General features: G+C 44.0%; 27 protein-coding genes. 14 read left to right on the top strand and 13 right to left on the bottom strand.

Annotated elements, in window-relative coordinates; all coding sequences use genetic code 11:
- Nucleotides 1-344 precede the first annotated feature (344 nt).
- A complete protein-coding gene (locus tag QUB26_RS16035; RefSeq protein ID WP_333242802.1) occupies nt 345-1,613 on the bottom strand; it encodes a lipid-A-disaccharide synthase in 1,269 nt (422 codons plus the stop codon).
- A gap of 36 nt (nt 1,614-1,649) precedes the next feature.
- Between QUB26_RS16035 and QUB26_RS16030 the strand changes: the two genes are divergently transcribed.
- The 3 genes from QUB26_RS16030 (at nt 1,650) to QUB26_RS16020 (ending at nt 3,004) form a co-directional block, all read left to right on the top strand.
- Nucleotides 1,650-2,126: an ankyrin repeat domain-containing protein gene (locus QUB26_RS16030; RefSeq protein ID WP_333242805.1), complete on the top strand. Its 477-nt coding sequence runs from the start codon at nt 1,650-1,652 to the stop codon at nt 2,124-2,126.
- Between the two features lie 218 nt (nt 2,127-2,344).
- On the top strand, nt 2,345-2,533 hold the full coding sequence (locus QUB26_RS16025) for a hypothetical protein (RefSeq protein WP_333054079.1): 189 nt from the start codon (nt 2,345-2,347) through the stop codon (nt 2,531-2,533).
- Nucleotides 2,534-2,542: 9 nt separating this feature from the next.
- A complete protein-coding gene (locus QUB26_RS16020) occupies nt 2,543-3,004 on the top strand; it encodes a Uma2 family endonuclease (protein WP_333054093.1) in 462 nt (153 codons plus the stop codon).
- Between the two features lie 80 nt (nt 3,005-3,084).
- On the opposite strand, the gene QUB26_RS16015 is transcribed toward QUB26_RS16020, so the two are convergent.
- The 3 genes from QUB26_RS16015 to QUB26_RS16005 all read right to left on the bottom strand — a co-directional run bounded on the left by QUB26_RS16015 (nt 3,085) and on the right by QUB26_RS16005 (nt 6,561).
- Nucleotides 3,085-4,137: a calcium-binding protein gene (locus QUB26_RS16015; RefSeq protein ID WP_333242808.1), complete on the bottom strand. Its 1,053-nt coding sequence runs from the start codon at nt 4,135-4,137 to the stop codon at nt 3,085-3,087.
- Nucleotides 4,138-4,388: 251 nt separating this feature from the next.
- Nucleotides 4,389-5,426, bottom strand: coding sequence for a calcium-binding protein (locus QUB26_RS16010; RefSeq protein ID WP_333212321.1), 1,038 nt, complete (start codon nt 5,424-5,426; stop codon nt 4,389-4,391).
- Nucleotides 5,427-5,577: 151 nt separating this feature from the next.
- Nucleotides 5,578-6,561 carry a calcium-binding protein gene (locus QUB26_RS16005; protein ID WP_333242811.1) on the bottom strand — a complete coding sequence of 328 codons (984 nt, stop codon included), beginning with the start codon at nt 6,559-6,561 and terminating at the stop codon, nt 5,578-5,580.
- A gap of 534 nt (nt 6,562-7,095) precedes the next feature.
- Here QUB26_RS16005 and QUB26_RS16000 point away from each other — a divergent pair.
- The 4 genes from QUB26_RS16000 (at nt 7,096) to QUB26_RS15985 (ending at nt 13,773) form a co-directional block, all read left to right on the top strand.
- Nucleotides 7,096-11,091 (top strand): magnesium chelatase subunit H, encoded by a 3,996-nt coding sequence (locus tag QUB26_RS16000; protein WP_333242814.1) that lies wholly within the window; start codon nt 7,096-7,098, stop codon nt 11,089-11,091.
- Between the two features lie 120 nt (nt 11,092-11,211).
- Nucleotides 11,212-13,299 (top strand): DUF262 domain-containing HNH endonuclease family protein, encoded by a 2,088-nt coding sequence (locus tag QUB26_RS15995; protein ID WP_333242818.1) that lies wholly within the window; start codon nt 11,212-11,214, stop codon nt 13,297-13,299.
- A 45-nt stretch (nt 13,300-13,344) separates the two neighbouring features.
- A complete protein-coding gene (locus QUB26_RS15990) occupies nt 13,345-13,536 on the top strand; it encodes a type II toxin-antitoxin system HicB family antitoxin (RefSeq protein WP_333242820.1) in 192 nt (63 codons plus the stop codon).
- A 30-nt stretch (nt 13,537-13,566) separates the two neighbouring features.
- The gene (locus QUB26_RS15985) at nt 13,567-13,773 is read left to right on the top strand and encodes a type II toxin-antitoxin system HicB family antitoxin (protein WP_333242823.1); all 207 of its coding nucleotides are present in this window, start codon (nt 13,567-13,569) and stop codon (nt 13,771-13,773) included.
- Between the two features lie 108 nt (nt 13,774-13,881).
- On the opposite strand, the gene QUB26_RS15980 is transcribed toward QUB26_RS15985, so the two are convergent.
- The 7 genes from QUB26_RS15980 to QUB26_RS15950 all read right to left on the bottom strand — a co-directional run bounded on the left by QUB26_RS15980 (nt 13,882) and on the right by QUB26_RS15950 (nt 15,887).
- Nucleotides 13,882-14,241 carry a DUF5615 family PIN-like protein gene (locus QUB26_RS15980; RefSeq protein ID WP_333242826.1) on the bottom strand — a complete coding sequence of 120 codons (360 nt, stop codon included), beginning with the start codon at nt 14,239-14,241 and terminating at the stop codon, nt 13,882-13,884.
- 3 nt (nt 14,242-14,244) lie between these two features.
- On the bottom strand, nt 14,245-14,469 hold the full coding sequence (locus tag QUB26_RS15975; RefSeq protein ID WP_333031785.1) for a DUF433 domain-containing protein: 225 nt from the start codon (nt 14,467-14,469) through the stop codon (nt 14,245-14,247).
- A gap of 79 nt (nt 14,470-14,548) precedes the next feature.
- The gene (locus tag QUB26_RS15970) at nt 14,549-14,761 is read right to left on the bottom strand and encodes a hypothetical protein (protein WP_333242828.1); all 213 of its coding nucleotides are present in this window, start codon (nt 14,759-14,761) and stop codon (nt 14,549-14,551) included.
- A gap of 42 nt (nt 14,762-14,803) precedes the next feature.
- Nucleotides 14,804-15,004 carry a hypothetical protein gene (locus QUB26_RS15965; protein WP_333242831.1) on the bottom strand — a complete coding sequence of 67 codons (201 nt, stop codon included), beginning with the start codon at nt 15,002-15,004 and terminating at the stop codon, nt 14,804-14,806.
- A gap of 121 nt (nt 15,005-15,125) precedes the next feature.
- Nucleotides 15,126-15,386 (bottom strand): type II toxin-antitoxin system RelE/ParE family toxin, encoded by a 261-nt coding sequence (locus tag QUB26_RS15960; RefSeq protein WP_333242834.1) that lies wholly within the window; start codon nt 15,384-15,386, stop codon nt 15,126-15,128.
- Nucleotides 15,386-15,601 (bottom strand): hypothetical protein, encoded by a 216-nt coding sequence (locus QUB26_RS15955; RefSeq protein WP_333242838.1) that lies wholly within the window; start codon nt 15,599-15,601, stop codon nt 15,386-15,388. The genes QUB26_RS15960 and QUB26_RS15955 overlap by 1 nt, the downstream gene beginning before the upstream one ends.
- 70 nt (nt 15,602-15,671) lie before the next feature.
- Nucleotides 15,672-15,887: a hypothetical protein gene (locus QUB26_RS15950; protein WP_333242841.1), complete on the bottom strand. Its 216-nt coding sequence runs from the start codon at nt 15,885-15,887 to the stop codon at nt 15,672-15,674.
- Nucleotides 15,888-16,025: 138 nt separating this feature from the next.
- Here QUB26_RS15950 and QUB26_RS15945 point away from each other — a divergent pair, with 138 nt between their 5' ends.
- Entirely contained in the window at nt 16,026-16,310 is a 285-nt protein-coding gene (locus QUB26_RS15945) for a BrnT family toxin (RefSeq protein WP_332945908.1), read from the top strand.
- Nucleotides 16,285-16,542: a BrnA antitoxin family protein gene (locus QUB26_RS15940; protein WP_333227602.1), complete on the top strand. Its 258-nt coding sequence runs from the start codon at nt 16,285-16,287 to the stop codon at nt 16,540-16,542. The genes QUB26_RS15945 and QUB26_RS15940 overlap by 26 nt, the downstream gene beginning before the upstream one ends.
- 99 nt (nt 16,543-16,641) lie before the next feature.
- Here the strand turns inward: QUB26_RS15940 and QUB26_RS15935 are convergent, their stop codons facing one another.
- Nucleotides 16,642-17,853: a glycosyltransferase family 2 protein gene (locus QUB26_RS15935; protein ID WP_333318741.1), complete on the bottom strand. Its 1,212-nt coding sequence runs from the start codon at nt 17,851-17,853 to the stop codon at nt 16,642-16,644.
- 123 nt (nt 17,854-17,976) lie between these two features.
- On the opposite strand from QUB26_RS15935, the gene QUB26_RS15930 reads away from it, so the two are divergent.
- The 3 genes from QUB26_RS15930 to glcD all read left to right on the top strand — a co-directional run bounded on the left by QUB26_RS15930 (nt 17,977) and on the right by glcD (nt 20,992).
- Entirely contained in the window at nt 17,977-18,369 is a 393-nt protein-coding gene (locus QUB26_RS15930) for a transporter (protein ID WP_333054053.1), read from the top strand.
- Nucleotides 18,370-18,562: 193 nt separating this feature from the next.
- The gene (locus QUB26_RS15925) at nt 18,563-19,447 is read left to right on the top strand and encodes a DUF6671 family protein (protein ID WP_333242847.1); all 885 of its coding nucleotides are present in this window, start codon (nt 18,563-18,565) and stop codon (nt 19,445-19,447) included.
- Between the two features lie 69 nt (nt 19,448-19,516).
- A complete protein-coding gene (gene glcD / locus QUB26_RS15920; RefSeq protein ID WP_333212363.1) occupies nt 19,517-20,992 on the top strand; it encodes a glycolate oxidase subunit GlcD in 1,476 nt (491 codons plus the stop codon).
- A 204-nt stretch (nt 20,993-21,196) separates the two neighbouring features.
- Here the strand turns inward: glcD and QUB26_RS15915 are convergent, their stop codons facing one another.
- Nucleotides 21,197-23,089 (bottom strand): PAS domain S-box protein, encoded by a 1,893-nt coding sequence (locus tag QUB26_RS15915; protein ID WP_333242850.1) that lies wholly within the window; start codon nt 23,087-23,089, stop codon nt 21,197-21,199.
- A 474-nt stretch (nt 23,090-23,563) separates the two neighbouring features.
- Here QUB26_RS15915 and purH point away from each other — a divergent pair, with 474 nt between their 5' ends.
- Nucleotides 23,564-25,111, top strand: a complete 1,548-nt coding sequence (gene purH / locus QUB26_RS15910) for a bifunctional phosphoribosylaminoimidazolecarboxamide formyltransferase/IMP cyclohydrolase (protein ID WP_333242853.1) — start codon at nt 23,564-23,566, stop codon at nt 25,109-25,111.
- A gap of 333 nt (nt 25,112-25,444) precedes the next feature.
- Nucleotides 25,445-26,389, top strand: coding sequence for a 2OG-Fe(II) oxygenase (locus tag QUB26_RS15905; protein WP_333242856.1), 945 nt, complete (start codon nt 25,445-25,447; stop codon nt 26,387-26,389).
- Nucleotides 26,390-26,503 lie beyond the last annotated feature (114 nt).

Below are 26,503 nucleotides of genomic sequence, written 5' to 3'. Positions count from 1 at the left end.
AGATTGAGTTGGGGGGGCGGGTTTATTTAGATCGTGAATTACCGTCAGAGATTTGTGGTGAACCCGCCCCTACGATAAAAATCAAATTATTTCCTATTTTATTTATAAAATACTGGAATAATGCAGATTGAGTTGGGGGGGCGGGTTTATTTAGATCGTGAATTACCGTCAGAGATTTGTGGTGAACCCGCCCCTACGATACAAATCAAATTATTTCCTATTTTATTTATAAAATACGGGAATAATGCAGATTGAGATTTACCGTTGGGTGGGGGCGGGTTTATTTAAATGATGAATTACCGTCAGAGATTTGTGGTGAACCCGCCCCTACGAGGTTTTATTGATTATTGCACCTCAATTTCTTCACAAACCAATTCAGCAATTTTTTTCGCCGCCCCCGATTCTCCTCGAACCGCACGCAAACGATCGCCCATTTGTGCTAATTTATCAGGATGGCTCAAATAGTCGATCGCCAATTGAGCAATTACTTCCGCTTCCAGATTCCCAATCAACTCCGGCACAATCTCTTCCCGTGCCCAAATATTCGGCCAAGCATAAAGCTTTCCCTTTCCCAATTGCCAGATTAGCCAATTAATCACCGTCGCAAAAACTGAACCGACTAACGGCAAATTGGCCAGCAATCCCGGCAAACCATCCCAAGCTTTCATCGCATCCAATTGCTGCGTCGGAATCAAAACAATCATCGGTACGGCTAACGAACCCAATTCGGCAGTATTCGCTCCCACAGTAGTTAAACACAGGCTGCATTCTGATAGCAAATCGTAGGCGGGTGTCTGCGTCCAAAGTTCTATTTGTAAGTTATTTGCTGTCTGCAAAAACGGTCGTTCTGTTAACTGAAGTTCGGCGCTAGCGTTCTCAAATAAATTCAGGCAAGGATTTTGTTCCGGGTCGGCAAAACGTGCTAAAGTTTGCACATCTATGGTAGGAGCAACGGGAATTACAAAGCGAGTTTCAGGGCGAAGGCGATGGATGGATTGGGCGATCGACAAACATAACGGTACACCTAAAGCTAATTTAGCCGCTTTAGAACCGGGCAACAATCCAATTAATTCTATTTTTGTACGAGGCAGAGCCTCTGGATATGCGTTTCCAGGCATAGCCTGGGAACGAGCTACTTCCGCAATTAAATCTCCAACAACTGTAAATTTATTAGCATATTTTTGGGGAATTTTAGCAAAAACTTCCGGTTTCATCGCCGCAAATTTATCAATCCAGCGATACCACCGCGCGTCCCATTCAGCATAAATAACAGTGCGATATTTTAGCCTTTTGCCAATAACAACCGTAAAAAATTGATCGCCGCCTAAAAACAAAACAACTCCTGTTTCATACCAATCCCAATTTTCAGCAGTTTTGCCGGATAATAAGAATGGAAAAAAATGCTCCGGTGCTTGCACTCTGTCAACTTCTGGGTAGGAAGATGCGATTTGTGCTTCTTTCCCGGTGGCGTGCGGACAGGGGGACAGCACCACAGAGATGCGCGCTTGAGTGCCCACATTCCCCAATTGCTCGCGCAAAGCTTGCACGGCGGGACGCACCCAAGTTGCCAATTCTCCGGGGCCGTTGGAGAGGATTAAAATATCTACTGCCATAGGATTTAAGATTTGAAAGGATGCAACGGAGATTTTATGACAGATTTAATTAATGCCGTCAAGACGGGTGATATGGCGGCTGTAGAAAGTGCGATCGAACAGCGTGCAGATATCAATGCTAAAGATGAGGAAGGTGCGACGGCTTTGACGACTGGGGCTGAGGCTGGCAATTCGGCGATCGTCAACAAATTGCTGGCGGCTGGTGCGGATGTCAACAGTCAGGATAATGACGGGTGGACGCCGTTAATGAGTGCCGCTGCTGCCGGACATACGGAGATTGTACAGCTTTTGCTGGAGGCGGGGGCGGATGTGAATGCTAAAACTAATTTTGGTTTGACGGCTTTGATGAGTGCTGCAGGTAGCGGGCGCACTCAAGTTGTGGAATTTTTAATCGATAAAGGAGCTGATATCAAAGCGTATGATAATAATACTTGGACTGCCTTAATTTGGGCGTCTTCGGAGGGCCACAAAGATGCGGTTGAGGTTTTGAAGCTAGCGCGCGATCGGCATTAGAACTATTGCCAAAATACAATGCACCCCACCCCAACCCTCCCCTTAGTAAGGGGAGGGGGCAAGATTATTCTTGTTTCCCCCCTTAATAAGGGGGGACTAAGGGGGGTGAATTTGACTTTTGCCAGATATAATATATTAAAAACTTAGAAACCGGGTTTATTCGAGAAACCCGGTTTCTGGAGGGTACAATTAATGAATAAATTTGCCCTTTTCCTATCATGGTACTATTCGATCGAGAAATGCGTTTGCCAACTAGCGCGGAACTTCCTTCTTCGGATGATACTCCTGTGGATAACGAAAATCAAAACTTTCTTCCCAACTTACTGTTATTCTTGCTCAAATTTCACTGGCTGCAGCGGAACGACTGGTTTTTTGCCGTGGATATGGGAGTTTATCACACGACGTGAGTAAGTCATCTGGTTCCAATTGTTCCTGACGGCTTCTTGAGTTTGGGTGTCGAAAGATTCAAAGGCGATACTTTGCGCCTTAGTTACGTCCTGTGGGAAGAAAATAATATTCCCCCGATTTTTGCCCTAGAGATTGTTTCTCAAACTTACGGCGGTGAATACGATAAAAAAATTGATATTTATGCCCGGTTGGGCGTGCTGTACTATGTGATTTACAATCCCTACTACTGGCGACGAGACCAACATCAACCGTTTGAAGTTTATCGTTTGGTAAATGGCGAGTACGAACAGCAAATTGGTGAACCTTTCTGGATGCCGGAAGTGGGTTTAGGCATTGGTCGAGGTCGTTACAGCGATGGGGAAACACCGTTGGAGGTTTTGTACTGGTTTGACGAACGAGGTAGTAGGTATTTGACGGCTGAAGAATTGGTAGCTCAATATCGCGATCGCTTCGGCGAGTTGCCGGAATAGGCAAGTGCGATCGCCCATTTTTTGAAAGTGCGATCGTACCAACAGCACACCAATGCCACTCCCGAATAGGTGCGATAATTCTATCCAATTAAAAGTGTGGCAAAAGGCGATTCTGGTAATAGATTCAACTTGAGATTTCCGCCACCTTCAATAACCGCGATCGTGTCAAAGCGACTAACTTGAGTAACTCCATTTTGAAAATCCGTGGGAAAGCCGTTCGTTTGGATAGCTAAATCTCGATTATTGTTGATCGGAACAATCAAGAATTGCTCTAAATCATACCCTGCTAGCTGGATGCTGTCCTGACCTTGGGTAAAGTTCCGAATAGTAGCAAAACCCGACCCGATGTAGAACTGTGCGATTCCGGCCGGGTTCCCCTTACTGCCTACTAAAGGTGTACCAAGTACAAATGTATCGCGGCCACTACCGCCAAGGAGAGTATCGAATTCATTGTTGCCGTCACTTTCATAATTTCTACCGGAACCAAAGCCATTACCTGTACCTAAACCTACTTCAACTCCAATTAATTCAACTTTCCCCATCCCGGAACCAGTCAGGATGTCATTCCCGGAAGTTCCGACAAAAGTAGCAGACCGATTTGGCTCGTTTTTGCCGAAATTGACGTAATGTTCGCGACCAGTTTTCAAGGCTCCCGATTCTACAAACGGCAGAATGTCGAGGTTTTTTTGTAAGTATTCCGGTTCCAATAAAGAAGTCCCAAACTGACCGTCTTTGATGCCGAATTCAATGAAATGCTGGTAGCCATTTTTAAAAGTTCCATTCTGAATAAACGGCTGCAACTGTCGGTTATTTGCTACATAAAACGCTTCGTCATACTCAGCGGATACGCGAGTGCGACCTTCTTCGTAACCGAACTGGATAAAGTGGTCTAGCCCGGTCGCAAAAGGCGCATTTGGGTTGTTGGGGGTGCGGACTAAGGTAGCGATGTCGGGGTTGCCCGCAAGGTAAGTAGCTTCGTCAAAATATCGCGATACTTTAGTTAAGCCCCCGGCTTGACCGAATTTTTCAAAGTGTTCTTTTCCAGATTGGATAACTCCTGCATCAATGGCTGGTTTCACCCAAGGATATTGAGCAAGGTAGTATTTTTCGTCAAAAATTGCGTAACTAGCCATGTTTTCCTACTGCGGCTTTAATGAGCTGTTTATGCAATTTATCAATAATCCAGAACTGAGACAATTACCTGATCGGGTGATTTTTTCCAATTGTCAGTCAAATCTCATTTAAGCTCTATAAAGATGTCGTAATTCATCGTTTTTTATTGGAGAACGTAAAGTGCGATCGCGGAATGCGAGTTGTTGGCATAGGAAAGTGCGATCGCACTCCCCAGCAGCAATCAGGCAAATCCTGAATACCTTCGATATTTCTACCCAAGTAAAGCTCTAAAAAAACTAGAGTCTGGTAATGGATTCAACTTGAGATTTCCGCCACCTTCAATAACAGCCAGCGTGTCAAAGCTACTAATTTCTGTAACTCCATTTTTAACGACGGGCAAGCCGTTGGTTTGAATAGCTAAATCTCGATTATTGTTAATGGGAAACACCAATAATTCCTCTAAGGAAGTCCTTACTAGCTGAATATTATCCTGACCTTGGGTAAAGTTCCGAATTGTCGCAAAACCCGGCCCGATGTAGAACTGTTGGAGGTTCGACAAGCCCCCCATCGTGCCTAGTGGCAACTCTGACAAGTCGCCGAGCACGAATGTATCGCGACCGCTACCGCCAATTAGAGTATCGAATTCATTGCTGCCGTCACTTTCATACCGTCGAAGGCCCCTAGGGGCTTCTACTTCAACTCCAATTAATTCGACCTTCCCCACCCCTAAACCAGTGAGGATGTCATTGCCGGAAGTTCCGACAAAAGTCACCGGCCGACCGGTCGGATCGAATTGCCCAACCTTGAAATAGTATTCGCGAGGGGTTTTCAAGGTTCCAGATATGATCAGCCCAGCGGCCTCGTTATTGAAGAATTGTGGTTCAAAGAAAGAAGTAGGCAACCGACCGTCTTTTACCCCGAATTGAATGAAATGCTGGTAGCCATTTTTAAACGTTCCATTCTGAATAAACGGCTGCAAATCTCGGTTAGTTGCTACATAAAACGCTTCGTCATACTCAGGCGATACGCGAGTGCGACCTTCTTCGTAACCGTATTGGATAAAGTGATCTAAGCCTGTAGCAAAAGGCGCATTTGGATTGTTAGGAGTGCGGACAAAGGGTTTAAGCTCTGGATTTCCCTCAAGGTAAGTTTCTTCGTCAAAATACCGCGATATTTTTGTGAGGCCGGCGGCTTGACCAAATTTTTCAAAGTGTTCTCTTCCAGATTTGATGATGCCTGCATCAATGGCTGGTTTCAGCCACGGATATTGCGAAAGGTAGTATTGTTCGTCGAAGATATCGTAATTCATAGTTGGCTGTTTAAAGTAAAGTGCGATCGTACTTTTTTATAAAACCATCGCTCACCATCAATAAAAAATCATTAATCATCAGCATTAGCTAATAACTAATGACTAATGACTAATGACTAATGACCAATGACTAATGACCAGTGACCAATGACTATCCAATCAAGAAAGTACCATTACCGTTAGATTCTTGGAAGCTTAAACCCAAGCTTGCTCCTCCTTCAATCACGCCTAGCACGTCTCCAAAACGCTGGATTGACAAATTGCTACCAACCGGAGTCAGGCTGTAGCCGTTTAAAGAAGTTCCTTGCAGTTGGATAAAATCGTTTTCTATGTCGAAGTTGCGAATGGTAGCTTGACCGTTACCCAAATACAGCGGTGTCGGGGTGACATTCCCGGCTGTAGCAGGAACTCCGAGTACGAATCTATCAGCTCCCGGACCACCAATCAGGACATCGAATTCATTTGTGCCAAAGCTTTCATACTGCCGATTGCCTTGGGGATCAATACCTACTTCCACTCCCACAAGTTCGACATCGCCCACGCCCACACCAGTTAAAACATCGTTGGTACGGGTGCCGACAAAAGTCGCGTCGCGGGCAGGCTCAAATTGTCCAAAATTGAAAAAGTGTTCGCGCCCTGTTTTCAAGTTTCCAGAGTTGACAAACGGCACGATGTCGGGGTTTTCTTTTAAGTATTCCGGTTCAAAAAATGAAGTCCCAAACCGACCTTCTTTTGCCCCGAATTGAATGAAATGCTGGTAGCCTGATTTGAAAGTTCCGTTTTGAATAAACGGTTGGAGTTCAGAGTTGTTTGCTAAATAAAAGCTTTCGTTGTATTCGGGTGATACTTGGGCGCGGCGCTGTCCTTCATCGTAACCGAACTGGATAAAGTGATCGAGGCCTGTAGCAAAAGGTGCGTTTGGGTTGACTGTGCGGACAAAGGCTGCGAGGTCTTGATTCCCAGCAAGGTAAGCATTTTCGTCAAAATAACGCGATACTTTGGTTAGACTGCCGGCTTGACCAAATTTTTCAAAGTGTTCTCTCCCAGATGAGATGACTCCGGCGTCAATGGCTGGTTTGACCCAAGGATATGAAGCCAGGTAGAATTGTTCGTCGAAAATTGCGTAGTTAGCCATGTTTTTCCCCTAAAGTTTTGATGAGTTTGATCGTGAATATTCATTAGTTTTCGATGAACTGGAGCGCCGATCAGGAATTTACACCAAACGGACGTTATAAAATGGTTTTAAGTTCCTGGCAAATATCACTTTTTGTGACTCAGCAATTATCCGAAGGCTACATTCTGCCTTCAAAAATTATACCTTTTTCCCCTCAGTTAATTGCTCTATCGCAAGTGTGATCAATTCTACAAAAGTGGGAACTTTTTTCAGGATTTTTTTCTCAATTTTTTGTTAATTTTAAATTATTTTTATCCTAATAATTAATCGTATACACATATTTTCAATAAAGTCAAGTAAATTTTTGTAAATAAAAATTGGAGTATTTGCTCAAGGAATTTATAAAAAAATGTAACGAAAAGTTGACCTAAATTTGTCGAATTGTGTCATGTGCAGGCTCAAATCGCCTAATGGCAAGCGTTTTCTGGTAAAAATGCTTATGGGATAAAAAAATTCCCGATTCCCGAAAACAGCATCTTAAAGGAGCCTAACCGGATGTTCACTCACGTCAAGCCCACCATTCGCCACGTCGTGCCGGAAAACTTGCAGGGGCGATCGCTCATGAAGGTGGTCTATGTCGTACTGGAACCGCAGTATCAAAGCGCCCTGTCGGCAGCGGTTCGATCGATAAACCAGAAAAATCCGAATTTGGCAATAGAAATCAGCGGCTACCTGATCGAGGAACTTCGCAGCCCGGAAAATTACGAAGCCTTCAAGCGGGATGTGGCGGATGCCAATGTATTTATTGCTTCTCTAATTTTCATCGAAGATTTGGCAGAAAAAGTGGTAGCGGCAGTGGAACCGCTGCGCGACAGCTTGGATGTCGCCGTCGTCTTCCCGTCAATGCCAGGGGTGATGCGCCTCAATAAAATGGGCAGTTTCTCGATGGCACAGTTGGGACAAAGCAAAAGTGCGATCGGCGAATTCATGAAAAAACGGAAGGAAAAATCCGGGAGTTCCTTCCAAGACGGAATGCTGAAACTGCTGCAAACTTTGCCGAAAGTGCTGAAATATTTGCCCATCGACAAAGCCCAAGATGCCCGCAACTTCATGCTGAGTTTCCAGTATTGGCTGGGGGGTTCCCAAGAAAACTTGGAAAACTTCTTGCTGATGCTGTCACATAAATATGTCTTCAAAGGCCAGTCACAGCCTACTTTCCAAGAACCTGTTGTCTACCCAGACATGGGAATTTGGCATCCTTTGGCATCGTCGATGTTTGAAGATGTAAAAGCATATCTGACCTGGTTTAATGCCCGTACAGATATTTCTGCGGATCTCAAAGATCCCCTCGCACCTTGCATTGGTTTAGTGTTGCAACGCACTCACTTAGTCACCGGAGATGACGCGCACTATGTAGCAATGGTGCAGGAATTGGAGGCAATGGGGGCGCGAGTTGTACCGATTTTTGCCGGCGGTTTGGACTTCTCGAAACCAGTGGAAACTTTTTTCTTGGAAGTCGGGGCAAAAGGTGTGACACCTCTGCCGATTGTTGATGCGGTGGTTTCTCTGACTGGTTTTGCTTTGGTGGGCGGCCCGGCGAAACAAGATCACCCGAAGGCGATCGAGACTTTGAAAAAGCTAAACTGCCCTTACATGGTGGCTTTGCCGCTGGTTTTCCAAACGACAGAAGAATGGGAAGATAGCGATTTAGGCTTGCACCCGATTCAAGTTGCCCTGCAAGTTGCGATTCCTGAGTTGGATGGTGCGATCGAACCGATTATTGTGTCGGGACGCGATGGCGCAACTGGCAAGGCGATCGCCCTGCAAGATAGAATCGAAGCCATTTCCCAGCGCGCCATGAAATGGGCAATGCTGCGCCGCAAACCAAAATTAGATAAAAAAGTTGCGATCACAGTTTTCAGTTTTCCGCCAGACAAAGGCAACGTCGGAACAGCCGCTTACTTGGACGTTTTCGGCTCGATTTACGAAGTATTGAAAGCCTTAAAAGGTAACGGTTACGACTTGCCAGAATTGCCGGATTCCGCCGAGAAACTGATGCAAGAAGTCATCCACGACGCAACAGCCCAATACCAAAGTCCCGAATTAAATATTGCTTACCGGATGTCCGTAGCTGAATACGAAGAATTCACTCCTTACTCGGAACGGTTGCAAGAAAATTGGGGGCCGCCTCCGGGACATTTGAACAGCGACGGACAAAATTTGCTGATTTTTGGCAAACATTTTGGCAATGTGTTTATCGGAGTGCAACCTACTTTTGGATACGAAGGCGATCCGATGCGGTTGTTATTCTCTCGTTCTGCTAGCCCGCACCACGGTTTTGCTGCTTACTATACATATTTGGAGCGCATTTGGGGTGCGGATGCGGTGCTGCACTTTGGCACTCATGGTTCGCTAGAATTCATGCCCGGTAAGCAGATGGGAATGTCTGTCGATTGTTATCCTGACAGTTTGATCGGCAAGATTCCTAACCTCTATTATTACGCTGCTAATAATCCGAGTGAGGCAACAATTGCTAAGCGCCGCAGTTATGCTGAAACAATCAGTTATCTGACTCCTCCGGCTGAAAATGCTGGGTTGTACAAAGGTTTGCAGGAACTCAGCGAGTTAATTGCTTCTTATCAAACTTTGAAAGAGACTGGGCGCGGTGTGCCGATTGTGGATGCGATCGTCGAAAAATGCCGTTTGGTGAATTTGGATAAGGATATCGCGTTACCTCCCGAACAAGAACGAGGGGTTGCTGCGGATATGACTGCCGAGGAACGGGATAATTTAGTTGGCTTGGTTTACCGCAAGTTGATGGAGATTGAGTCGCGGTTGTTACCTTGCGGTTTGCACGTGATCGGTAAGCCACCGACTGCTGAAGAGGCGATCGCAACTTTGGTTAACATTGCCAATTTAGACCGGGAAGAAGACGGATTAATCAGTTTGTCGCGGATTATTGCTCAAAGTCTCGATCGGAATATTGACGATATCTACACCAACAACGACAAAGGCATTTTAGCAGATGTTGAATTGTTGCAAAACATCACCTTAGCCTGTCGCGATGCTGTTAGCGCTTTGGTGAAGGAACAAACCGATGCTGAGGGTAGAGTTTCCCTGGTTTCTAAGTTGAATTTCTTCAACATGGGCAAGAAAACACCTTGGATTGATGCGCTGCACGCCGCCGGTTATAAAAAGGTCGATCCAGAACTGATTAAACCGCTGTTTGAGTATCTGGAATTCTGCTTGCAGCAAGTTTGTGCCGATAACGAATTAGGCGCTTTGTTGCGCGCCCTAGAAGGCGAATACATTATCCCTGGCCCAGGCGGCGATCCGATTCGCAACCCGGATGTTTTGCCGACTGGGAAGAATATGCACGCTTTGGACCCGCAGTCAATCCCCACCACAGGGGCGATTAAGTCTGCTAAGGTTGTAGTCGATCGGCTGTTAGAAAGACAGCGCGTTGATAACGGCGGAAATTACCCAGAGACGATCGCCGTTGTGTTGTGGGGAACCGACAACATCAAGACATACGGCGAATCCCTCGCCCAAGTAATGTGGATGGTGGGAGTGAAGCCAGTACCCGACGCATTGGGCCGGGTAAACAAACTCGAATTGCTTTCTTTAGAAGAGTTGGGACGCCCTCGGATCGACGTAGTAATTAACTGTTCCGGCGTATTCCGCGACTTGTTCATCAACCAAATGAATTTGTTAGATAAAGCCGTGAAAATGGCAGCGGAAGCCGACGAACCGTTAGAGATGAACTTCGTTCGCAAACACGCCCTGAAGCAAGCGGAAGAAATGGGAATTAACCTGCGACAAGCAGCAACCCGCGTATTTTCCAATGCTTCTGGTTCCTATTCATCTAACGTCAACTTGGCGGTGGAAAACAGCACTTGGGAAAGCGAAGCCGAGTTGCAGGAAATGTACTTAACTCGCAAATCCTTCGCCTTTTCTTCCGACAATCCGGGAACAATGGAACAAGATCGGCAGATTTTTGAATCATCCTTGAAAACTGCTGAAGTCACCTTCCAAAACTTAGATTCTGCCGAGATTTCCCTAACCGACGTGTCGCACTATTTCGACTCTGATCCGACTAAATTGATCGGCAGTTTGCGCGCAGATGGGAAGAAACCAGCATCCTTTGTTGCTGATACCACCACAGCCAACGCGCAGGTGCGGACGCTATCAGAAACCGTGCGTTTAGATTCGCGGACTAAGCTGCTGAATCCGAAGTGGTACGAGGGGATGTTGTCGCACGGCTATGAAGGCGTGCGGGAGATTTCTAAGCGTCTGGTGAATACAACTGGATGGAGTGCGACGGCGGGCGCTGTGGATAATTGGGTGTATGAGGATGTCAACACTACGTTTATCCAAGATGAGGAGATGCAGAAGCGTTTGCTTAACTTAAATCCTCATTCTTTCCGCAAGATTGTCAGCACTTTGCTTGAGGTGAATGGCCGGGGTTATTGGGAGACTTCGGAGAACAATTTGGATCGTCTGCGTGAACTTTATCAGGAGGTGGAAGACCGGATTGAGGGGGTAGAGTAGGATAGTTTGGGGCAGGCTTTTGGGCCTGCCTCTTGACTATGATTAGAATATTCCACTTGGTAGCGATACCTGTGGCTTAAGTGACGAACAAATCTTTAGATATATTTGGAGTGATTGGCAATGAAAGCAGATAGTTGGAAAATTGCCAAAGTTTTCAGTTCCGGTGGTGAAATTCATTATGTTATGCCCCACTTTCAACGCCAATATAGTTGGGAAAAAACTGAATGGGAAGTGTTATTAAAGGATGCGATCGCAATTTATGATGAATACGATCCCGAAAAAGAACCAGAACATTTTATAGGATCTCTGGTAGTCATCAATGATGGAACACGCGGCATAATGACAGCTTTTAACTTGGTTGATGGCCAGCAACGTTTGACAACCTTATCCTTACTATTTCTTGTTTTGCGGGATATTATCAAGCCCACCGATCAAAAGCTTGCTAAGAAAATCAATAAATTTGTAGTCAATTCAGATGAAGAAGGCGAAGGTGATGTTTATTTTAAACTTTTACCAACCAATAAATATGGCGATCGCCAAGCTTATCAAGCGATTATTTTAGAAGGAAATTATAAGCAATTTACTGAATCTGGCATACCTAAAGCTTATAATTATTTTCTTCCCGAAATCGAATCTAAAGTTAAAGAAGGTGAACTAGATATTGGTAAGTTTTTTACAGTATTACAGAACTGTTTTCAACTTGTTTTCATAGAACTTAATAAAGATGAAAATCCTTATCATATTTTTGAAAGTCTGAATGCCAAAGGCAAACCGTTAACTCAGGCAGATTTAGTCCGCAACTATATGGCGATGATGTTACCAACATCTCAGCAAGAAAATGCTTTTACTAAATATTGGGAAAAAATTGAGGGATTATTGCAAGAAAAACGAATAGTTGGGAAATCAGGGATGGGTGAATTAACGGCTTTTCTTCGGCATTATTTAGCAATGGAAACGAGAAATCTTTGTGCCGAATCCCATATTTATGCACGATTTCGTGATTATTGTAAAAAATTAGATGACCAAGCATTTGTCCTAGAAATTGCTAATCTCCTAAAATTTGCTGAATATTATGACAAACTACTGCGACCTGACAATGAAGACAACGAAAATATTAAAATAGTATTATTGCGCCTCAATACTTTCGACCTTTCTACTGCTTATCCGTTTTTATTAACGCTCTATAATGAGTATAAATCTCAAAAGATTGATCGTGAGGAGTTTATCGAATGCTTAAAATCACTAGAAAATTATTTGGTTCGTCGGTATATTTGTGGAAAACAAACAAACTATCTTAATAAAATGTTCCCCTCCATTTGGAAAGATGTAGAAGCAATGAAAAATGAAGATGAAGAAATCACTTTGCCAGAAGCTTTGCAAAAAGTTTTGATTGCCAAGCAATATCCTAATGATAATGATGTTAGACAATCAATTAAAAGCCGTCAACTTTATGAGAAAAACACTCACAAAATATGTCTTGTTATAGAAACAATTAATCGCCACTTGTCTAAGGGAAAAGGTGGGTTTACTGTCCTTGATCAAAAATCAACTATTGAGCATATTTTGCCACAAACGTCAAGCGAAGATTGGGAGAATGAACTTGGAGGTGAATTTCAACAAATCTACCGAGATTATTTACATACCTTGGGGAATTTAACTTTAGTTACTCCTGAGTGGAATTCACAACTTTCTAATTCATCATTTCTGGTGAAAAAGCAAAAACTGGCTGAACACGCTTTGCGAATTAATAGTGACTATTTTTCTCAAATTATTAACCGATGGGATGAAAAAGCTATTCTCGAACGAGCTAATTTTCTCAGCATTAAGTTTATCGAAATTTGGCCATCTCTTGGAGAACATGAAGTATTTCCTACTCGCACATCCGGTAAGCCAAGCTTGATTAAAATCTGTGGTGACGAAATTCCACTTCCTAAGCAAACCTGGCGACAAGTTACAATTCAATGCTGTGAGTGGGTGATTAAAAATAGATCGGATCGCTTTGAAAAGGCTAGAAATTTACTTAAACCTCATTTCCAAGAGAATCGCCCGGATAAAAATAGTGATGGAAATGAATGGCAGAAGTTAACAAATGGATATTGGGTTAATTTACACAAACCTGCGAAGGATCATAGAAAATTTTGTCGTCGTTTTCTAGAAGCAGTTGGGATCTCAGAAGACGATTGGAGTATCGAATATGTCAGTGATTAGGAATGATTATTTAGAGTTTTGTTAAAAGGAAGAAGTATTACAACCATGATGACTTACAAAGGTTACAGTGCTAGCATTGAAGTAGATTTAGAAGCGGAAATTATTTTCGGGCGAGTCCTCGATATTAATGACGTAGTGACTTTTAAGGCACAAACTATTGAAGAAGCTCGCCAAGAATTCCACAACTCCATCGATGATTATCTAGAGTTTTGCAAAGAATTAGGACAGGAACCCTAGCGACCTTTTTGAGTAAGGTGAAATTCCCTAATGAAGTACGAAGTCATCATTTACTGGAGTGAGGAAGACCAGGCATTTATTGCAGAAGTACCAGAATTGCCGGGATGTGCTGCGGATGGGGAAAATTATCAAGAAGCACTGCAAAATCTAGAAATTATGATGCAGGAGTGGATAGAAACGGCTAACGCACTGGGTCGCCCTATTCCTCAACCGAAAGGTCGCTTGATGTTTGCGTAGTTGAAATAGAATCACAGGCGATCGCCCTTATCTTCCTAAAGCGCGATCGCCCTTTTCTTCCTAAAGTACGATCGCCCTTTGCTTTCCAACACCAAACTAATTAACACCCTATATAAGCGGTTTTCTAAACCGATGTCCATCGGGTTCTACAACCACAAATGCCCCTTTTAGTTCTGCTTCAGAGTAATTTTCTATAACTCCTGCTAGTTCCTTGTGAACTTCATTCACCATTTTAGGTAAGACTCGAAGGTAAATCACACCTGTTCCGATCGCCCTCACAAAAACAAGATTTCCGTAATCTCTGTCTCGCGTAACCAGGATGCGATTTTCTGCTTGGGCTACTCTCAGTATTTCTTCATCACTTGCTTGCGTTAAACCCATTTGAGCGACAACAATTACATCATGTCCTGCATCAATCAAAAACTTTGTGGTGACAGCATATACATCTTGATCAATCAGAAATTTCATAATTTAAGCTAAGGCCAAATGCACATCTTCAGCCGCCACCAGTGCGATCGCATAACGCAAACACGCTCGAATATCATCCATTTCCAAATCTGGATAGTAGTCTCGGATAATTTCTCCAAAAGAAAGCCCTTCATTTAGTAATTCGAGAACGCTCTGTACAGTAATGCGCGTACCCATTATGCAAGGCTTACCGAAGTGAATTTGAGGGTTGACGGAGATTCTGTCCATTTTGACCACAGAGCTATATGTCTCTTCTATTTTAAGTCATCAGGTAGGCGATCGCAACCTGGATTTTTTACCAGCGCCCTTATTTACCAATCAGCCGATCGTACTCTGCGTGAGTACCAATCCAAAACCAAAAAATACCTGTTTTAATTTCAATACCCAACGCCCGATAAGCTTGTCCGGCCCTTAAATACAAATACTTACCAACCTTCTTAAAATGCAGAGAAGGATGAGACGGATCTGCCTTCAGCAACTCATAACACTGATCTGCTGTAGCTTGTACATTTGATGGCAAAGCATTGTAACAATCCCAAAACTTTCTCCTTCGTATAGTGCATTAAATCGCTCGATAATTACCACTCTCACAATCTGCGTTCGCCTCGGCTGCTAAAGCATCCAGTTTCCCCTCAGCAATATCTTTCTCTAACTGAACATCCCATCGTTGGTAATCCAACTTTAGAAACCACTCTAACAACTCTCCAATCTTGTTGGGCGGAAGTTGGAGAATCGCATTTTCTATCTGTTCAATAGTCCACATAAGCTATCTTAACTTACACTAAATTTCGTTGATTTTTTTGCTTGTTATTTATTATATCTCAATTCTGGATTCGGGGAAATACGATCGCCCTTAATTTTCCCAAAGCGCGATCGCACTTCAGTTAATCATAAATTTCTCTCCTGTGTCCAATCTGGTGAATAGTAATCACATTTAAATCATCATCAAAAGAATAAATTACCCGATAATCACCCACTCTTAACTTAAAGAAAACTGCCAGATTAGCCGACAACGGCATAGGAGTAATTTGTTCAAAATTTTCAGCCAACCAATTGATTTTATTACCTATACGCTCCTGCACAGCCAGGGTCAATCTTTCTTGGTTAACCAGAGCTTCTGCTGTCAACTCAACCGAATAGCTCATTACGATTTAATGCCGAGTTTTTGAGAAACTTCCCCAGGTTCGACGCTACTTTCTCCTGCTTGTTTGCGCTTCATTGACTCTAACAATTTCAGCTTGACTTCTTCCTTAACTTCTAAACCTGCATCAGGATCGCCCAAATATTCTTCTAAACACTGTTCCACGGTATGCCGAATTAAGTCCCGCAATTGGTCAACTGTCATGTCTTTGACTTGCATCTTAATCTCCTAGTCTGTAGGATTATCAATAAATAATAGCAACTTTAGTACGGTTGTATCTGTAACTGAGCTATCCATTCCATGAATCTCGTTCCTGATTCACATACTCTTGAGCATCAATTCCATTCCAAATTTCTTCACCCAACCCTTCTAATTCTAAAATGCTCCGCCTAGGTTTAGCCTGAACCCGGTGACGAACATATACTAATAATTTAGAGATGAGTCGCAGTTGCTCATCTGGTGCAAGTCTTAGAACCTGACTCAGTACCTCGCTATAAGTAGACATAGGCCTTATGTGGAGACTTTTTAGCTGATTGTCATTATAGCAATTTAGGATCGAAGGAAGTGCGATCGCCCTTATCTTCCCAAAGCGCGATCCGGTTATGCTATCTTATAAGTATATACGTTTTGTATATACACAATCATGCAGTTTGAATGGGATGAAAATAAAAACGCCCAAAACCTCAAAAAACATGGCATTAGCTTTGAAGAAGCTCAAGAAATCTTTGACGGAATCGTTTTTAATGCCATTGATGAGCGTTTTGACTACGGAGAAATCCGAGAAATCAGTATTGGTGCCATACAAGGTGTCGTTATCGTCACCGTAGCGCATACTGAAAGAAATGGAGCTATCCGCATCATCTCTGCAAGAAAAGCCACTCGTCAAGAAAAAAATACCTACTATGACTATCTCGCGCAAACGACTTGAAGAATTAGAGAATATTCCAGAATCTGCAATCGATACCTCTGATATTCCTGAATTAGATGCGAATTTTTGGGAAAAAGCAAAACTCGTAACACCACTGACAAAACAAGCTATTTCTTTAAGAGTTGATAGCGATGTATTAGATTGGTTTAAAAGCCAAGGAAAAGGCTATCAATCTCTAATGAACGCTGTGCTGCGTTCTTATGTTGAACATCACGTAAAAAGCAGTGAATAAATGTGCGATCGCCCCCATATTGCCTGCATTCCGATCGCCCTGAGCTTCCCCTGCATTGCGATTTAGTTTTGAGGAATGTTGGCAGTAACTTTAATGTTATCACCTACGCTTCAAGCTCAGCACGCTGAGAAAAAAGCTTGACAAAACCATCTGCAAACCGACAGTCAGGCAAGTGAGCGAGGGAATAACCAAACGCAGAGTTTTAGAAGGGTCGAGAGTCCCGAAAGCCGTTTCGCTCCAGATAGTTAATGACAAGAACGAGCCAACTATTCCGATTAAAATCAGCGTGACTCCGACAATCAATCCTGTCTCTAGGGTGAAATAGCGAAATATTTTGTTGAGTTTAGGGTCTTCGGGCAGGAATTTCTCGCTGATGGCGAAAATTTTGGTGAAAAAAGCGAAAGTTACTGCTTGAAAACCGATGATAATTGCGATCGCACCATAAAGCAGCGTGTGTACATCAAAGCTGATACTACCAATCTTTTGAGTACCGGGCAACAGCCAAATGCTAACAATTAGACCCCAAATCATCAGCGCAGTACCCGGATACAAAAACAGCCACCGAGGACTGTAAAGCAGCAAAAAGCGGAGGTGCCGCCAGCCATCTCGCCAAGTTCGCAAGTGCGGCGGACGGCTGCGGCCGTCGGGAGAAAGTACGGTTGGGATTTCAGTTATCCGCAGCTTGTATACAGAGGCCTTGACCACCATTTCGCTAGCAAATTCCATCCCCGTTGTTTGCAAGTCGAGTTTCAAAATTGAGTCTCTCCTAAAACCCCTGAGTCCGCAGTGAAAATCGCCGACGGGACTTGCAAAGAATAGCCGCCCAACCCATGTCAGCACCGGATTTCCTAAATATTTGTGCAGCGGCGGCATTGCACCCGGTTTGATGCCCCCTTGAAAGCGGTTTCCCATTACTAAGTCGAAACCTTCTCGCAATTTGTTGACAAAAAAGCCGAGGTTGGAAAAATTGTAGCTGTCGTCAGCATCGCCCATGATAATATAAACTCCGCGCGCTGCGATGATGCCTCCCATGAGGGCGCTGCCGTAGCCTTTGGCTGCTACGGGCACGACTCTCGCTCCCATTCTGGTAGCGATAGCTTGAGAACCGTCAGTGCTGCCGTTGTCTGCTATGATTACCTCGCCGGCAATATCAAGTTCGCGCAGGGACTTCTGTGCCTTCTCGATGCAGATTTCTAAAGTTTCTGCTTCGTTCAGACAAGGCATGACTATCGATAGTTCTAGAGTATATTCTCCGCTTGGGTTGGTCTGCTCTGCCATATATTTGTTCCACTCTCGATCGCGATCGACCATACTTGATTTTCCCGTATCTCTGCTTAAAATATTAGTGGTGAATAAAACCTAGCCAAACTTAATTAAAGTTTTTCAGGTTTTTGGGAACGGCAATTTTTGATTGTACTATAGGTTAGTAAATTTATGAATAGAAGCGTGTTTTTGTTATTGCTTGCTGCAATATTGTGCGGCGTCGCAGGTCAATTTAGTCTGAAGGCAGGAGCTAAAATATTAGGGCCCATTGGCGCTGCTAATTTAATAGAAAAAATTATAGCAATGGCTACTCAGCCGTTGATAGTAACTGGTCTTTCTTTGTATGCAATTTCTTCGATCGGCTTTATTGTAGTTTTGTCGCGGGCAAACCTTAGCATAGTCTCGCCTTTACTGTCAATTAGTTACCTATTTACTGTTTTAGGTGGCAAACTGATATTTCACGAGCCTTTGCCGCCGCTGCGGTTGGTAGGCGTGGCGCTAATTATGACGGGAGTAATTTTTGTACTCAGAGGTCAAGCTGGGGGAGTGACTGGAGGCAACTAATACGATTTTAGATTTTAGATTTTAGATTTTAGATTGACGATTGGAGAATTTTAAATTAAGTCCACAGGTGAATATCACGGATATTTAACTGAGTTCTAAAATTTATATTCGGAAGTTAAGTCAGGGTTTCTATCGGTTGTGGGGCGGTGGAAAGGGTGTATGTGAGTTTTTTTTCCTAAAATAATGCTGCTGTATGTCTAATATTTCTGAGCCTGTGAATCCCAATCAATTATTGAGCGATCGCACTGCAGTTCTTGCTACCATGCACCAAAAAGAACGGGTGATGGCTCCCGTTTTGGAACGAGAATTAGGCGTAAATATCCTAGTACCTGCGGCACTTGACACAGACAGTTTCGGCACCTTCACCAGAGAAGTTAAACGCTTAGGAACACAAATAGAAGCAGCACGCCAGAAAGCACAAAAAGCCCTAGAAATTGCGGGCGAAACTCTTGCCTTTGCCAGCGAAGGTACTTTCGGCCCTCATCCAATGATGCCGTATCTGCCAGCGAACAGAGAAATCGTAATTTTATTAGATCGAGCCAACAATTTAGAATTAATTGGGGACTCTTTCTCCGTTGAAACTAACTACAGTCACCAGTTAGTTTCCAGTATAAAAGAAGCAGAGGATTTTGCGAAAAAAGCTGGATTTCCCGAACACGCACTGGTGGTTATAGTTGGCGACGCTGCCATCGGTAACGGCGAAATTCTCAAGGGCATTAGGACAGAAAAACAACTTTTTGATGCTGTGACAGCAGGCTTAAAAAAATCGTCAACCGGTCGAGTTCACATCGAAACAGATATGCGGGCGATGTACAATCCAACTCGGATGAAAAACATCGAAAATGCAACTCTCGATTTAGTTAAAAAATTCAAGCAATTCTGCCCGGAGTGCGCTTGGCCGGGATTCGATATAGCTGAGACGAAAATCGGATTGCCCTGCGAACTTTGCTATTTTCCGACTCAGCTAGCGCGATCGGCAATCTATAAATGCAAAAACTGCGGTTATACTAAAGAAAAACTATTTCCCGACGGTCGAGAGACTGCCGATCCTTCCCTGTGTCAATATTGCAACCCTTAGAAAAATAATTGGCTAAACTTAGTAAAATTTGCAACAATATTATTGATAGTTCCCTAATAAAAATCACTAATGATAGCCGTAGAAACAGAACGCAACTGGAAACCCGTTATTAAAGAATTCGAGGCTGTAGTCGGCAAAAATGGCGTAGTGCAGCGTCGCGAAGAATTGATTGTCTATGAGTGCGACGGACTCGCCAGCTACCGCCAGCGCCCCGCCGTGGTGGTATTGCCTCGAACTACGGAGGAAGTGGCGCAATTGGTCAAAATATGCGATCGCAACTCAATTCCCTGGGTGGCTAGAGGCGCAGGAACCGGCCTTTCCGGCGGCGCTTTGCCTGTAGAAAACTGCGTGCTGATTGTCACTGCCCTGATGCGAAAAATCCTAAAAGTAGACTTAGAAAATCAGCAAGTAGTCGTGCAACCGGGAGTAATTAATAACTGGGTAACGCAAGCAGTTAGCGGCGCCGGTTTCTACTACGCGCCCGATCCTTCCAGTCAAATTATTTGTTCGATTGGCGGCAACGTTGCCGAAAATTCTGGTGGCGTTCACTGCCTCAAATACGGAGTCACAACGAATCACGTTTTAGGATTAAAATTGGTACTTCCCGACGGTTCTATTGTCGATGTCGGTGGCGAAATTCCCGAAATGCCCGGTTACGATTTAACTGGTGTATTTGTCGGTTCCGAAGGCACTTTAGGAATCGCCACAGAAGTTACTTTGCGAATTCTCAAAGCGCCGGAATCAATTTGCGTTCTCCTAGCGGATTTTTCCAGTATAGAAGCAGCGGGCGAATCAGTTTCCGATATTATCAGCGCTGGCATTATTCCCGGCGGCATGGAAATCATGGATAACATCAGCATCAATGCTGTGGAAGATGTGGTGGCAACTGGATGTTATCCCCGCGATGCGGCGGCAATTCTCCTGGTAGAAATCGACGGTTTAGAAGTGGAAGTTGCCACAAACAAACAGCGGATTGCTGATATTTGCAAGCATAACGGAGCGCGAAATATCACCACGGCAACTGACCCGGAAACGCGCCTAAAAATTTGGAAAGGGCGGAAAGCTGCTTTTGCGGCGGCGGGTCATCTCAGCCCGGATTATTACGTGCAAGACGGCGTAATTCCACGAACGCAAATGGCTTATGTTTTGAAAGAAATTGAGGGCTTGAGCGAGAAATACGGTTATCGAATTGCCAATGTATTTCACGCGGGAGATGGGAATTTGCACCCGCTGATTCTGTACGATAACTCGGTAAAAGGTGCGCTGGAAAAAGTGGAAGAATTGGGGGGGGAAATTCTCAGGCTTTGTGTGAAAGTTGGGGGAAGTCTTTCGGGGGAACACGGCATCGGTGCTGACAAGAAGTGTTTTATGCCGGATATGTTTTCGGAGGTAGATTTGGAGACGATGCAGTGGGTGCGTCAGGTGTTTAATCCGAAAGGTTTGGCGAATCCTGGGAAGATGTTTCCGACGCCGAAGACTTGCGGCGAAGCGGCGAGGGCTAAGGTTGAAACTTTTAAGAAGTTGGAGGGTGCGGAGGTTTTTTAATTCCCTATTTATGCGGGTAAAGTGAGCAGAAAAACACCCTGAAATTGTTTCTAGAATGGGGAGGCAGAGCCTTTAAGTATGCGTTCCCAGCCAGAGTCTGGGAACGAGAAAAAACGATTTTTCTCGTTTTGTAGGAGTGCGAGCATCCCGCTCGCTTGCTTGCCTATATATCAAGTTGGTAAGGTGCAGATTGCACATTCCGCGCTAATGTGCGATCGGAATTCTGATAATAAATTCCGTGCCCTTCCCCAATTCCGAATTACAAGATAATTCGCCTTTGTGTTTTTCTACAATAATTTGATAGCTAATTGACAAACCCATTCCCGTGCCTTTGCCAATGGGCTTGGTAGTAAAAAATGTATCGAATATCTGCTGTTTGATTTCCTCAGTTATTCCCGGCCCGTTGTCGGCAATTTTAATTTCTACAAAATTGCCGACAACTTCCGTACCAATCATAATCTGGCTGGGATTTTCTAGCATTTCTCGACAATTTTGCCTACTGTTCGCATCTTCTAAAGCATCGATCGCATTGCTGAGGATATTCATAAAAACTTGATTGATCGGCCCAGCAAAACACTCAACGGTCGGCAATTTTCCGTAGTGTTTTACAATTTGAATTGGCTGCTTTTCTCCGTTCCCTTTCAAACGGTGATTGAGAATTAACAGCGTGCTGTCGATACCTTCGTGGAGGTTAACGGGTTTCATCTGTGAATCGTCATGCCGCGAAAAGTTCCGCAGCGACTGCACAATCTGGCAAATGCGATCGACACCAACGCTCATTGAAGATAGTATTTTAGGTAAATCTTCAGCTAAAAAATCGAGATCATTTTTTTCTCTTTCCTCTTGAATTTCCGCGACTGGATTAGGATAGTGCTGTTGATAGAGTTCGAGGTGATCAAACAAGTCTTGAGTATAATTTGTCAGATGAGCGAGATTGCCGTAAATGAAGCTGACTGGGTTGTTAATTTCGTGAGCGACGCCCGCAAGTAGCAATCCCAAACTAGACATTTTTTCGCTTTGAACTAATTGGGAATTAGTGGCTTTGAGTTGCTCCAGTGTGGCTGCTAGTTGAGCTGCTTGTTCTCGGCTTTGTGCTTCGGAATTATGCAAGGCTTCTTCGGCTTGTTTGCGCTCAGTGATGTCTCTCTGTACGCCAATAAAATGAGTTAATTGGCCCATTCGATCGCGCACGGGAGATATGGAGAAACAATTCCAGAAAGCGGTTCCGTCTTTGCGGTAATTCTTTAATATTACCTTGCATTCGCTTTCTGCTTGCAAGGCTTGGCGAATTATTTCTACTGCCGCCGGATCCGTATCGCTTCCGTGCAAAAATCGGCCGTTTTTTCCGATAATTTCCTGCCGCCGATAACCTGTCATGCTTTCAAATGCTGGATTGCAATAAATAATTGGATTTTCGGGGTCAGTGGCGTCAGAAATCGTAACTCCGGTGCTAGTAGCTGCGATAGCTCGATCGTACAACCAAAGCATTTCTTCTGCGCGCTTGCGATCGGTAATGTCCCGTAGCGTAGCTAAATAAGCCATTTCTCCATCCCATTCCGTTTCCACCACCCGCATTTCTACTACAGCATTTGCTTTTTGCTTGCGAATAGCTTCAACTTCTGTTTGCACGACGCGAGTTCCTGGTGCTTCTGTTTTTCCAACTTGGGGAATAATATCCGTCGCCATCTCCAGGTCGCAAGCTGAAACTTCTACTACTAAATTGCCAAAAAATGCTTGACCTAAAAGTTCCTGTGCCGTGCAGTTAAACAGCGCTTCTGCTGACTGGTTGGCAAAACAGACAAGTCCTCGCTTGTTAACGATTGCGATGCCGTCGGCATTTTTTTCTATCACATTCCTAAACCGAGATTCGCTAGCTTTCAAATCCTGCTTTAGCTGTTCCATTGCTCGCTCCATCTGCTGCAATTCGCACAAACTAACACTATAAGCTTCGGAAATATTGGTCTCTGGTGAATTCTGGATTCTTTTTTTTGAAATCTGTTGGTAGCCTGTTCTATTAGTCAGATTGGGAGCAGTTTGTTTATGATTCCTGCTAATATTACTGAGCTTATTTTCTGGATCTGCTTCTTGAAAAAACATATGTTAACCCTACCAAATTATTGTTTAGATTAATGTGTGGCGATCGCCCTATTTTTCGGGAAATTTAGGGAGAGAGCAATTTACACCCGATGCTAGCACATTACTTTTAGAATTCATCATAAAACATCGTTAAAATTCAAGAGCGATCGCCCTATAATTATCTATTAAGTTTTATTAAGTAATTTCAACAACATTGACACTTACGTAGCGACACGAACTGTGCAAGCTGGATATGGCTTCAATCCCCCTCGCACTCACAAAATAATCAGTTCCACGCGCAAGTTCTAGATATCTAGAAACCACTGGTCAGTATAAAATATTATATAAATTTGACAAAAAATATGGTCACAAATAAGCGAACTCATCTTTGATTATTAAAAATAATCATAATTAGCCATGACCAAATCATCTCCCTGCGGGCCGATTTGGTATAGAATATAACCTATCTATTTTTGCGATCGCAACTTCAAACCAATGGCACGTCTAGCACTTCTGAGCACATCCAATAAAACCGGACTAATCGACTTAGCGCGCAGTCTAGTAGAAGAATTTGAATTTGACATAATTAGTAGTGGCGGGACAGCAACGGCTCTCAAAGAAGCAGGCATCCCAGTCACCAAAGTTGCAGAATATACTGGTTCCCCCGAAATTTTGGGAGGGCGAGTCAAAACACTTCACCCACGAATCCACGGTGGCATTTTAGCACGCCGCGACGTACCGGAAGACCTCGCAGATTTAACCGCAAATCAAATTCGGGCGATCGATCTAGTTGTAGTCAATCTGTATCCATTTGAAGAGACAATTTCTAAACCAGGAGTTACTCTAGCCGACGCCATTGAGCAGATAGATATCGGCGGGCCGGCCATGTTGAGAGCTTCCGCCAAAAACCACGCTCATTTGACAGTTTTGTGCGACCCAGAACAGTACAATACTTATTTAAAAGAACTGCGGGAAAATGGTGGCGAAGCATCCTTAGAGTTTCGGCAAAAATGCGCTCTAGAAACCTTTAAACATACAGCCAACTACGATCGCGCGATCGCAACTTATCTCAGCAGCAGCCAATCCGCTGAAAAATCTTCGCTACCAGACGAGTTTAATTTATCAGGAAAAGAGTTGCAAACTCTCCGCTACGGCGAAAATCCCCATCAAGCCGCCACCTGGTATCAAAGCGGAACTACACCGACAGGCTGGACGACTAGCACCATCCTGCAAGGCAAAGAATTAAGCTACAATAATTTAGTAGATTTAGAAGCAGCAAGGCGGCTAATCGTAGAATTCCCCGACACACCTGCCGCCGCTATTCTGAAGCATACAAATCCTTGCGGCACAGCCTTGGGAACAACTATTTCTGAAGCGTATCAAAAAGCCTTCGACACCGATTCAGTCTCAGCTTTCGGTGGAATTGTCGCCCTCAATCGCCCGATTGATGCTGCTACCGCAACGGCGTTAACTCAAACATTTTTAGAATGTATTGTCGCGCCGGGGTGCGAACCAGAGGCAGAAGAAATTATCAAGAAAAAGGCAAAAGTTCGAGTATTAATTTTGCCAGATTTGACTCAAGGGCCGCCACAAACTGTTAAAATCATTGCAGGCGGTTTGCTGGTGCAAGACTCAGATAATGTAGTAGAAGAAACTAGCAAATGGCGGGTTGTTACTGAGAAACAGCCGACGGCTGCAGAGTTGGAAGAATTGCTGTTTGCTTGGAAAGTAGCGAAACACGTCAAATCAAATGCGATCGTTGTGACGCGCGATCGCACTACAATCGGTGTCGGCGCCGGACAAATGAATCGCGTGGGTTCGGTTAAACTAGCATTGGAACAAGCAGGAGACAAAAGCAAAGGAGCGATTTTGGCCAGTGACGGTTTCTTCCCCTTCGATGATTCAGTCAAAACTGCGGCTGAGGCTGGAATAATTGCGATCGTCCAACCGGGAGGAAGTATGCGCGATCGAGATTCCATTGAAGCGGCCAACCAACTCGGAATCACAATGGTTTTCACTGATATCCGCCACTTCTTGCATTAGGAATAAGACCTAAAGCAATTTTCAATTGTGTGCCATATTGTAGGGATACAATAGTGTTTATTGGTCTTAACTTAAGTCGGAAATTATTTGTATCTCTGGTTTTACTCTAAGTCTCGATCCCCCTAAATCCCCCTTAAGAAGGGGGACTTTGAGAAGAATCCTTTCCCGTCTTAAGACGGGAGACTTTGACACTCTTGTCTCCCCCTTAACAAGGGGAACTTTTACACTCTTGTCCCCCCCTTTTTAAGGGGGGTTAGGGGGGATCGGGAAGGCTATGACACCAATCAACACTGTTATGTCGTACCAAATTCCCAGTTGCGTCCTTCAAAAATTATGACTAGCACAATTCAACCACAAATTAAACCCCAAGACATAAAAGTCAAAATCCTGCTCACCGGGGGACATCAATGCACCGTCACCCTCAAATCTGATACACCATTATTGCACAGCCTGATCAAAACATTAGTCGATCGCACTCAACAAACACTCGGTTTTTCGCCCTTATTTCAAATCCCCATAGACGACGGGCGTTCCGCCCTTTCTTTTCCCGGCGAACACCTAGTCGGATTAGTCACAGAACCCCCAATTTACTTGCAGCAACTGCAACCGCAGCAGCCTGCAACTCCTGTAGAAATTCCCGCAGAAATTCCCGCAGAAATTCCTGCCCCTGCGCCGCCGGTAAATGACGACTTAATATCTCGCTACGCCCAAATAGACAACTTTTTGACACCTGCTGAAAAAAACAAACTCATTAAATATGTCTTAGCAAAAGAATCACAATTTGTGACTACCAGCACCTCAACCAATGCCGAAGATTACCGCCGTTCGATGGTACTCCACTCGTTCCCCGAATTTTCCGAACTGATGGTTAATCGCATCAAAGCAATTCTCCCCGACGTGCTGCAAAAATTAAATATTCCCTCATTTCCGCTTGGTGAGATAGAAGCTCAGTTAACCATGCACAATGACAACAACTTTTATAAACTTCACAACGACAGTGGCTCGCCAGATACCGCCAGCCGATTTTTTACTTACGTTTACTATTTCTATCGAGAACCCAAGGCTTTTTCCGGTGGCGAGTTGCAAATTTATGACAGCAAAATCGAGAACAATTTTTATGTTGCAGACAAGACATTCAGAACTGTTGAACCTCGCAATAACAGCATAGTATTTTTTCTGAGTCGCTATATGCACGAAGTTTTGCGAGTTAGCTGTCCCTCAAAAGCTTTTGCTGATAGCCGCTTTACTATTAACGGCTGGGTACGTAAAGCAAATTGAGGTTAATATCATGTCGGGTCGAGCTACCGCGATTTTTGTAGATACTGTCTTGACCTGTCAAGGGGTAGCAGTCAAATAATTGGGGTCGAAAGGCTTTTGGGATTTTAAAATCCC

The organism is Microcoleus sp. B4-C1, from assembly GCF_036705285.1.
GTDB lineage: Bacteria > Cyanobacteriota > Cyanobacteriia > Cyanobacteriales > Microcoleaceae > Microcoleus.
The sequence above is the reverse complement of the archived record's forward strand: the minus strand, read 5'-3'. Positions and strand labels throughout refer to the sequence as shown.

Coding starts and splice junctions, on each gene's coding strand:
- QUB26_RS16035 (WP_333242802.1), bottom strand. CDS start 1,613: ATGGCAGTAGATATTTTAATCCTCTCCAACGGCCCCGGAGAATTGGCA.
- QUB26_RS16030 (WP_333242805.1), top strand. CDS start 1,650: ATGACAGATTTAATTAATGCCGTCAAGACGGGTGATATGGCGGCTGTA.
- QUB26_RS16025 (WP_333054079.1), top strand. CDS start 2,345: ATGGTACTATTCGATCGAGAAATGCGTTTGCCAACTAGCGCGGAACTT.
- QUB26_RS16015 (WP_333242808.1), bottom strand. CDS start 4,137: ATGGCTAGTTACGCAATTTTTGACGAAAAATACTACCTTGCTCAATAT.
- QUB26_RS16010 (WP_333212321.1), bottom strand. CDS start 5,426: ATGAATTACGATATCTTCGACGAACAATACTACCTTTCGCAATATCCG.
- QUB26_RS16005 (WP_333242811.1), bottom strand. CDS start 6,561: ATGGCTAACTACGCAATTTTCGACGAACAATTCTACCTGGCTTCATAT.
- QUB26_RS16000 (WP_333242814.1), top strand. CDS start 7,096: ATGTTCACTCACGTCAAGCCCACCATTCGCCACGTCGTGCCGGAAAAC.
- QUB26_RS15995 (WP_333242818.1), top strand. CDS start 11,212: ATGAAAGCAGATAGTTGGAAAATTGCCAAAGTTTTCAGTTCCGGTGGT.
- QUB26_RS15990 (WP_333242820.1), top strand. CDS start 13,345: ATGATGACTTACAAAGGTTACAGTGCTAGCATTGAAGTAGATTTAGAA.
- QUB26_RS15985 (WP_333242823.1), top strand. CDS start 13,567: ATGAAGTACGAAGTCATCATTTACTGGAGTGAGGAAGACCAGGCATTT.
- QUB26_RS15980 (WP_333242826.1), bottom strand. CDS start 14,241: ATGAAATTTCTGATTGATCAAGATGTATATGCTGTCACCACAAAGTTT.
- QUB26_RS15975 (WP_333031785.1), bottom strand. CDS start 14,469: ATGGACAGAATCTCCGTCAACCCTCAAATTCACTTCGGTAAGCCTTGC.
- QUB26_RS15965 (WP_333242831.1), bottom strand. CDS start 15,004: ATGTGGACTATTGAACAGATAGAAAATGCGATTCTCCAACTTCCGCCC.
- QUB26_RS15960 (WP_333242834.1), bottom strand. CDS start 15,386: ATGAGCTATTCGGTTGAGTTGACAGCAGAAGCTCTGGTTAACCAAGAA.
- QUB26_RS15955 (WP_333242838.1), bottom strand. CDS start 15,601: ATGCAAGTCAAAGACATGACAGTTGACCAATTGCGGGACTTAATTCGG.
- QUB26_RS15950 (WP_333242841.1), bottom strand. CDS start 15,887: ATGTCTACTTATAGCGAGGTACTGAGTCAGGTTCTAAGACTTGCACCA.
- QUB26_RS15945 (WP_332945908.1), top strand. CDS start 16,026: ATGCAGTTTGAATGGGATGAAAATAAAAACGCCCAAAACCTCAAAAAA.
- QUB26_RS15940 (WP_333227602.1), top strand. CDS start 16,285: ATGACTATCTCGCGCAAACGACTTGAAGAATTAGAGAATATTCCAGAA.
- QUB26_RS15935 (WP_333318741.1), bottom strand. CDS start 17,853: ATGGTCGATCGCGATCGAGAGTGGAACAAATATATGGCAGAGCAGACC.
- QUB26_RS15930 (WP_333054053.1), top strand. CDS start 17,977: ATGAATAGAAGCGTGTTTTTGTTATTGCTTGCTGCAATATTGTGCGGC.
- QUB26_RS15925 (WP_333242847.1), top strand. CDS start 18,563: ATGTCTAATATTTCTGAGCCTGTGAATCCCAATCAATTATTGAGCGAT.
- glcD (WP_333212363.1), top strand. CDS start 19,517: ATGATAGCCGTAGAAACAGAACGCAACTGGAAACCCGTTATTAAAGAA.
- QUB26_RS15915 (WP_333242850.1), bottom strand. CDS start 23,089: ATGTTTTTTCAAGAAGCAGATCCAGAAAATAAGCTCAGTAATATTAGC.
- purH (WP_333242853.1), top strand. CDS start 23,564: ATGGCACGTCTAGCACTTCTGAGCACATCCAATAAAACCGGACTAATC.
- QUB26_RS15905 (WP_333242856.1), top strand. CDS start 25,445: ATGACTAGCACAATTCAACCACAAATTAAACCCCAAGACATAAAAGTC.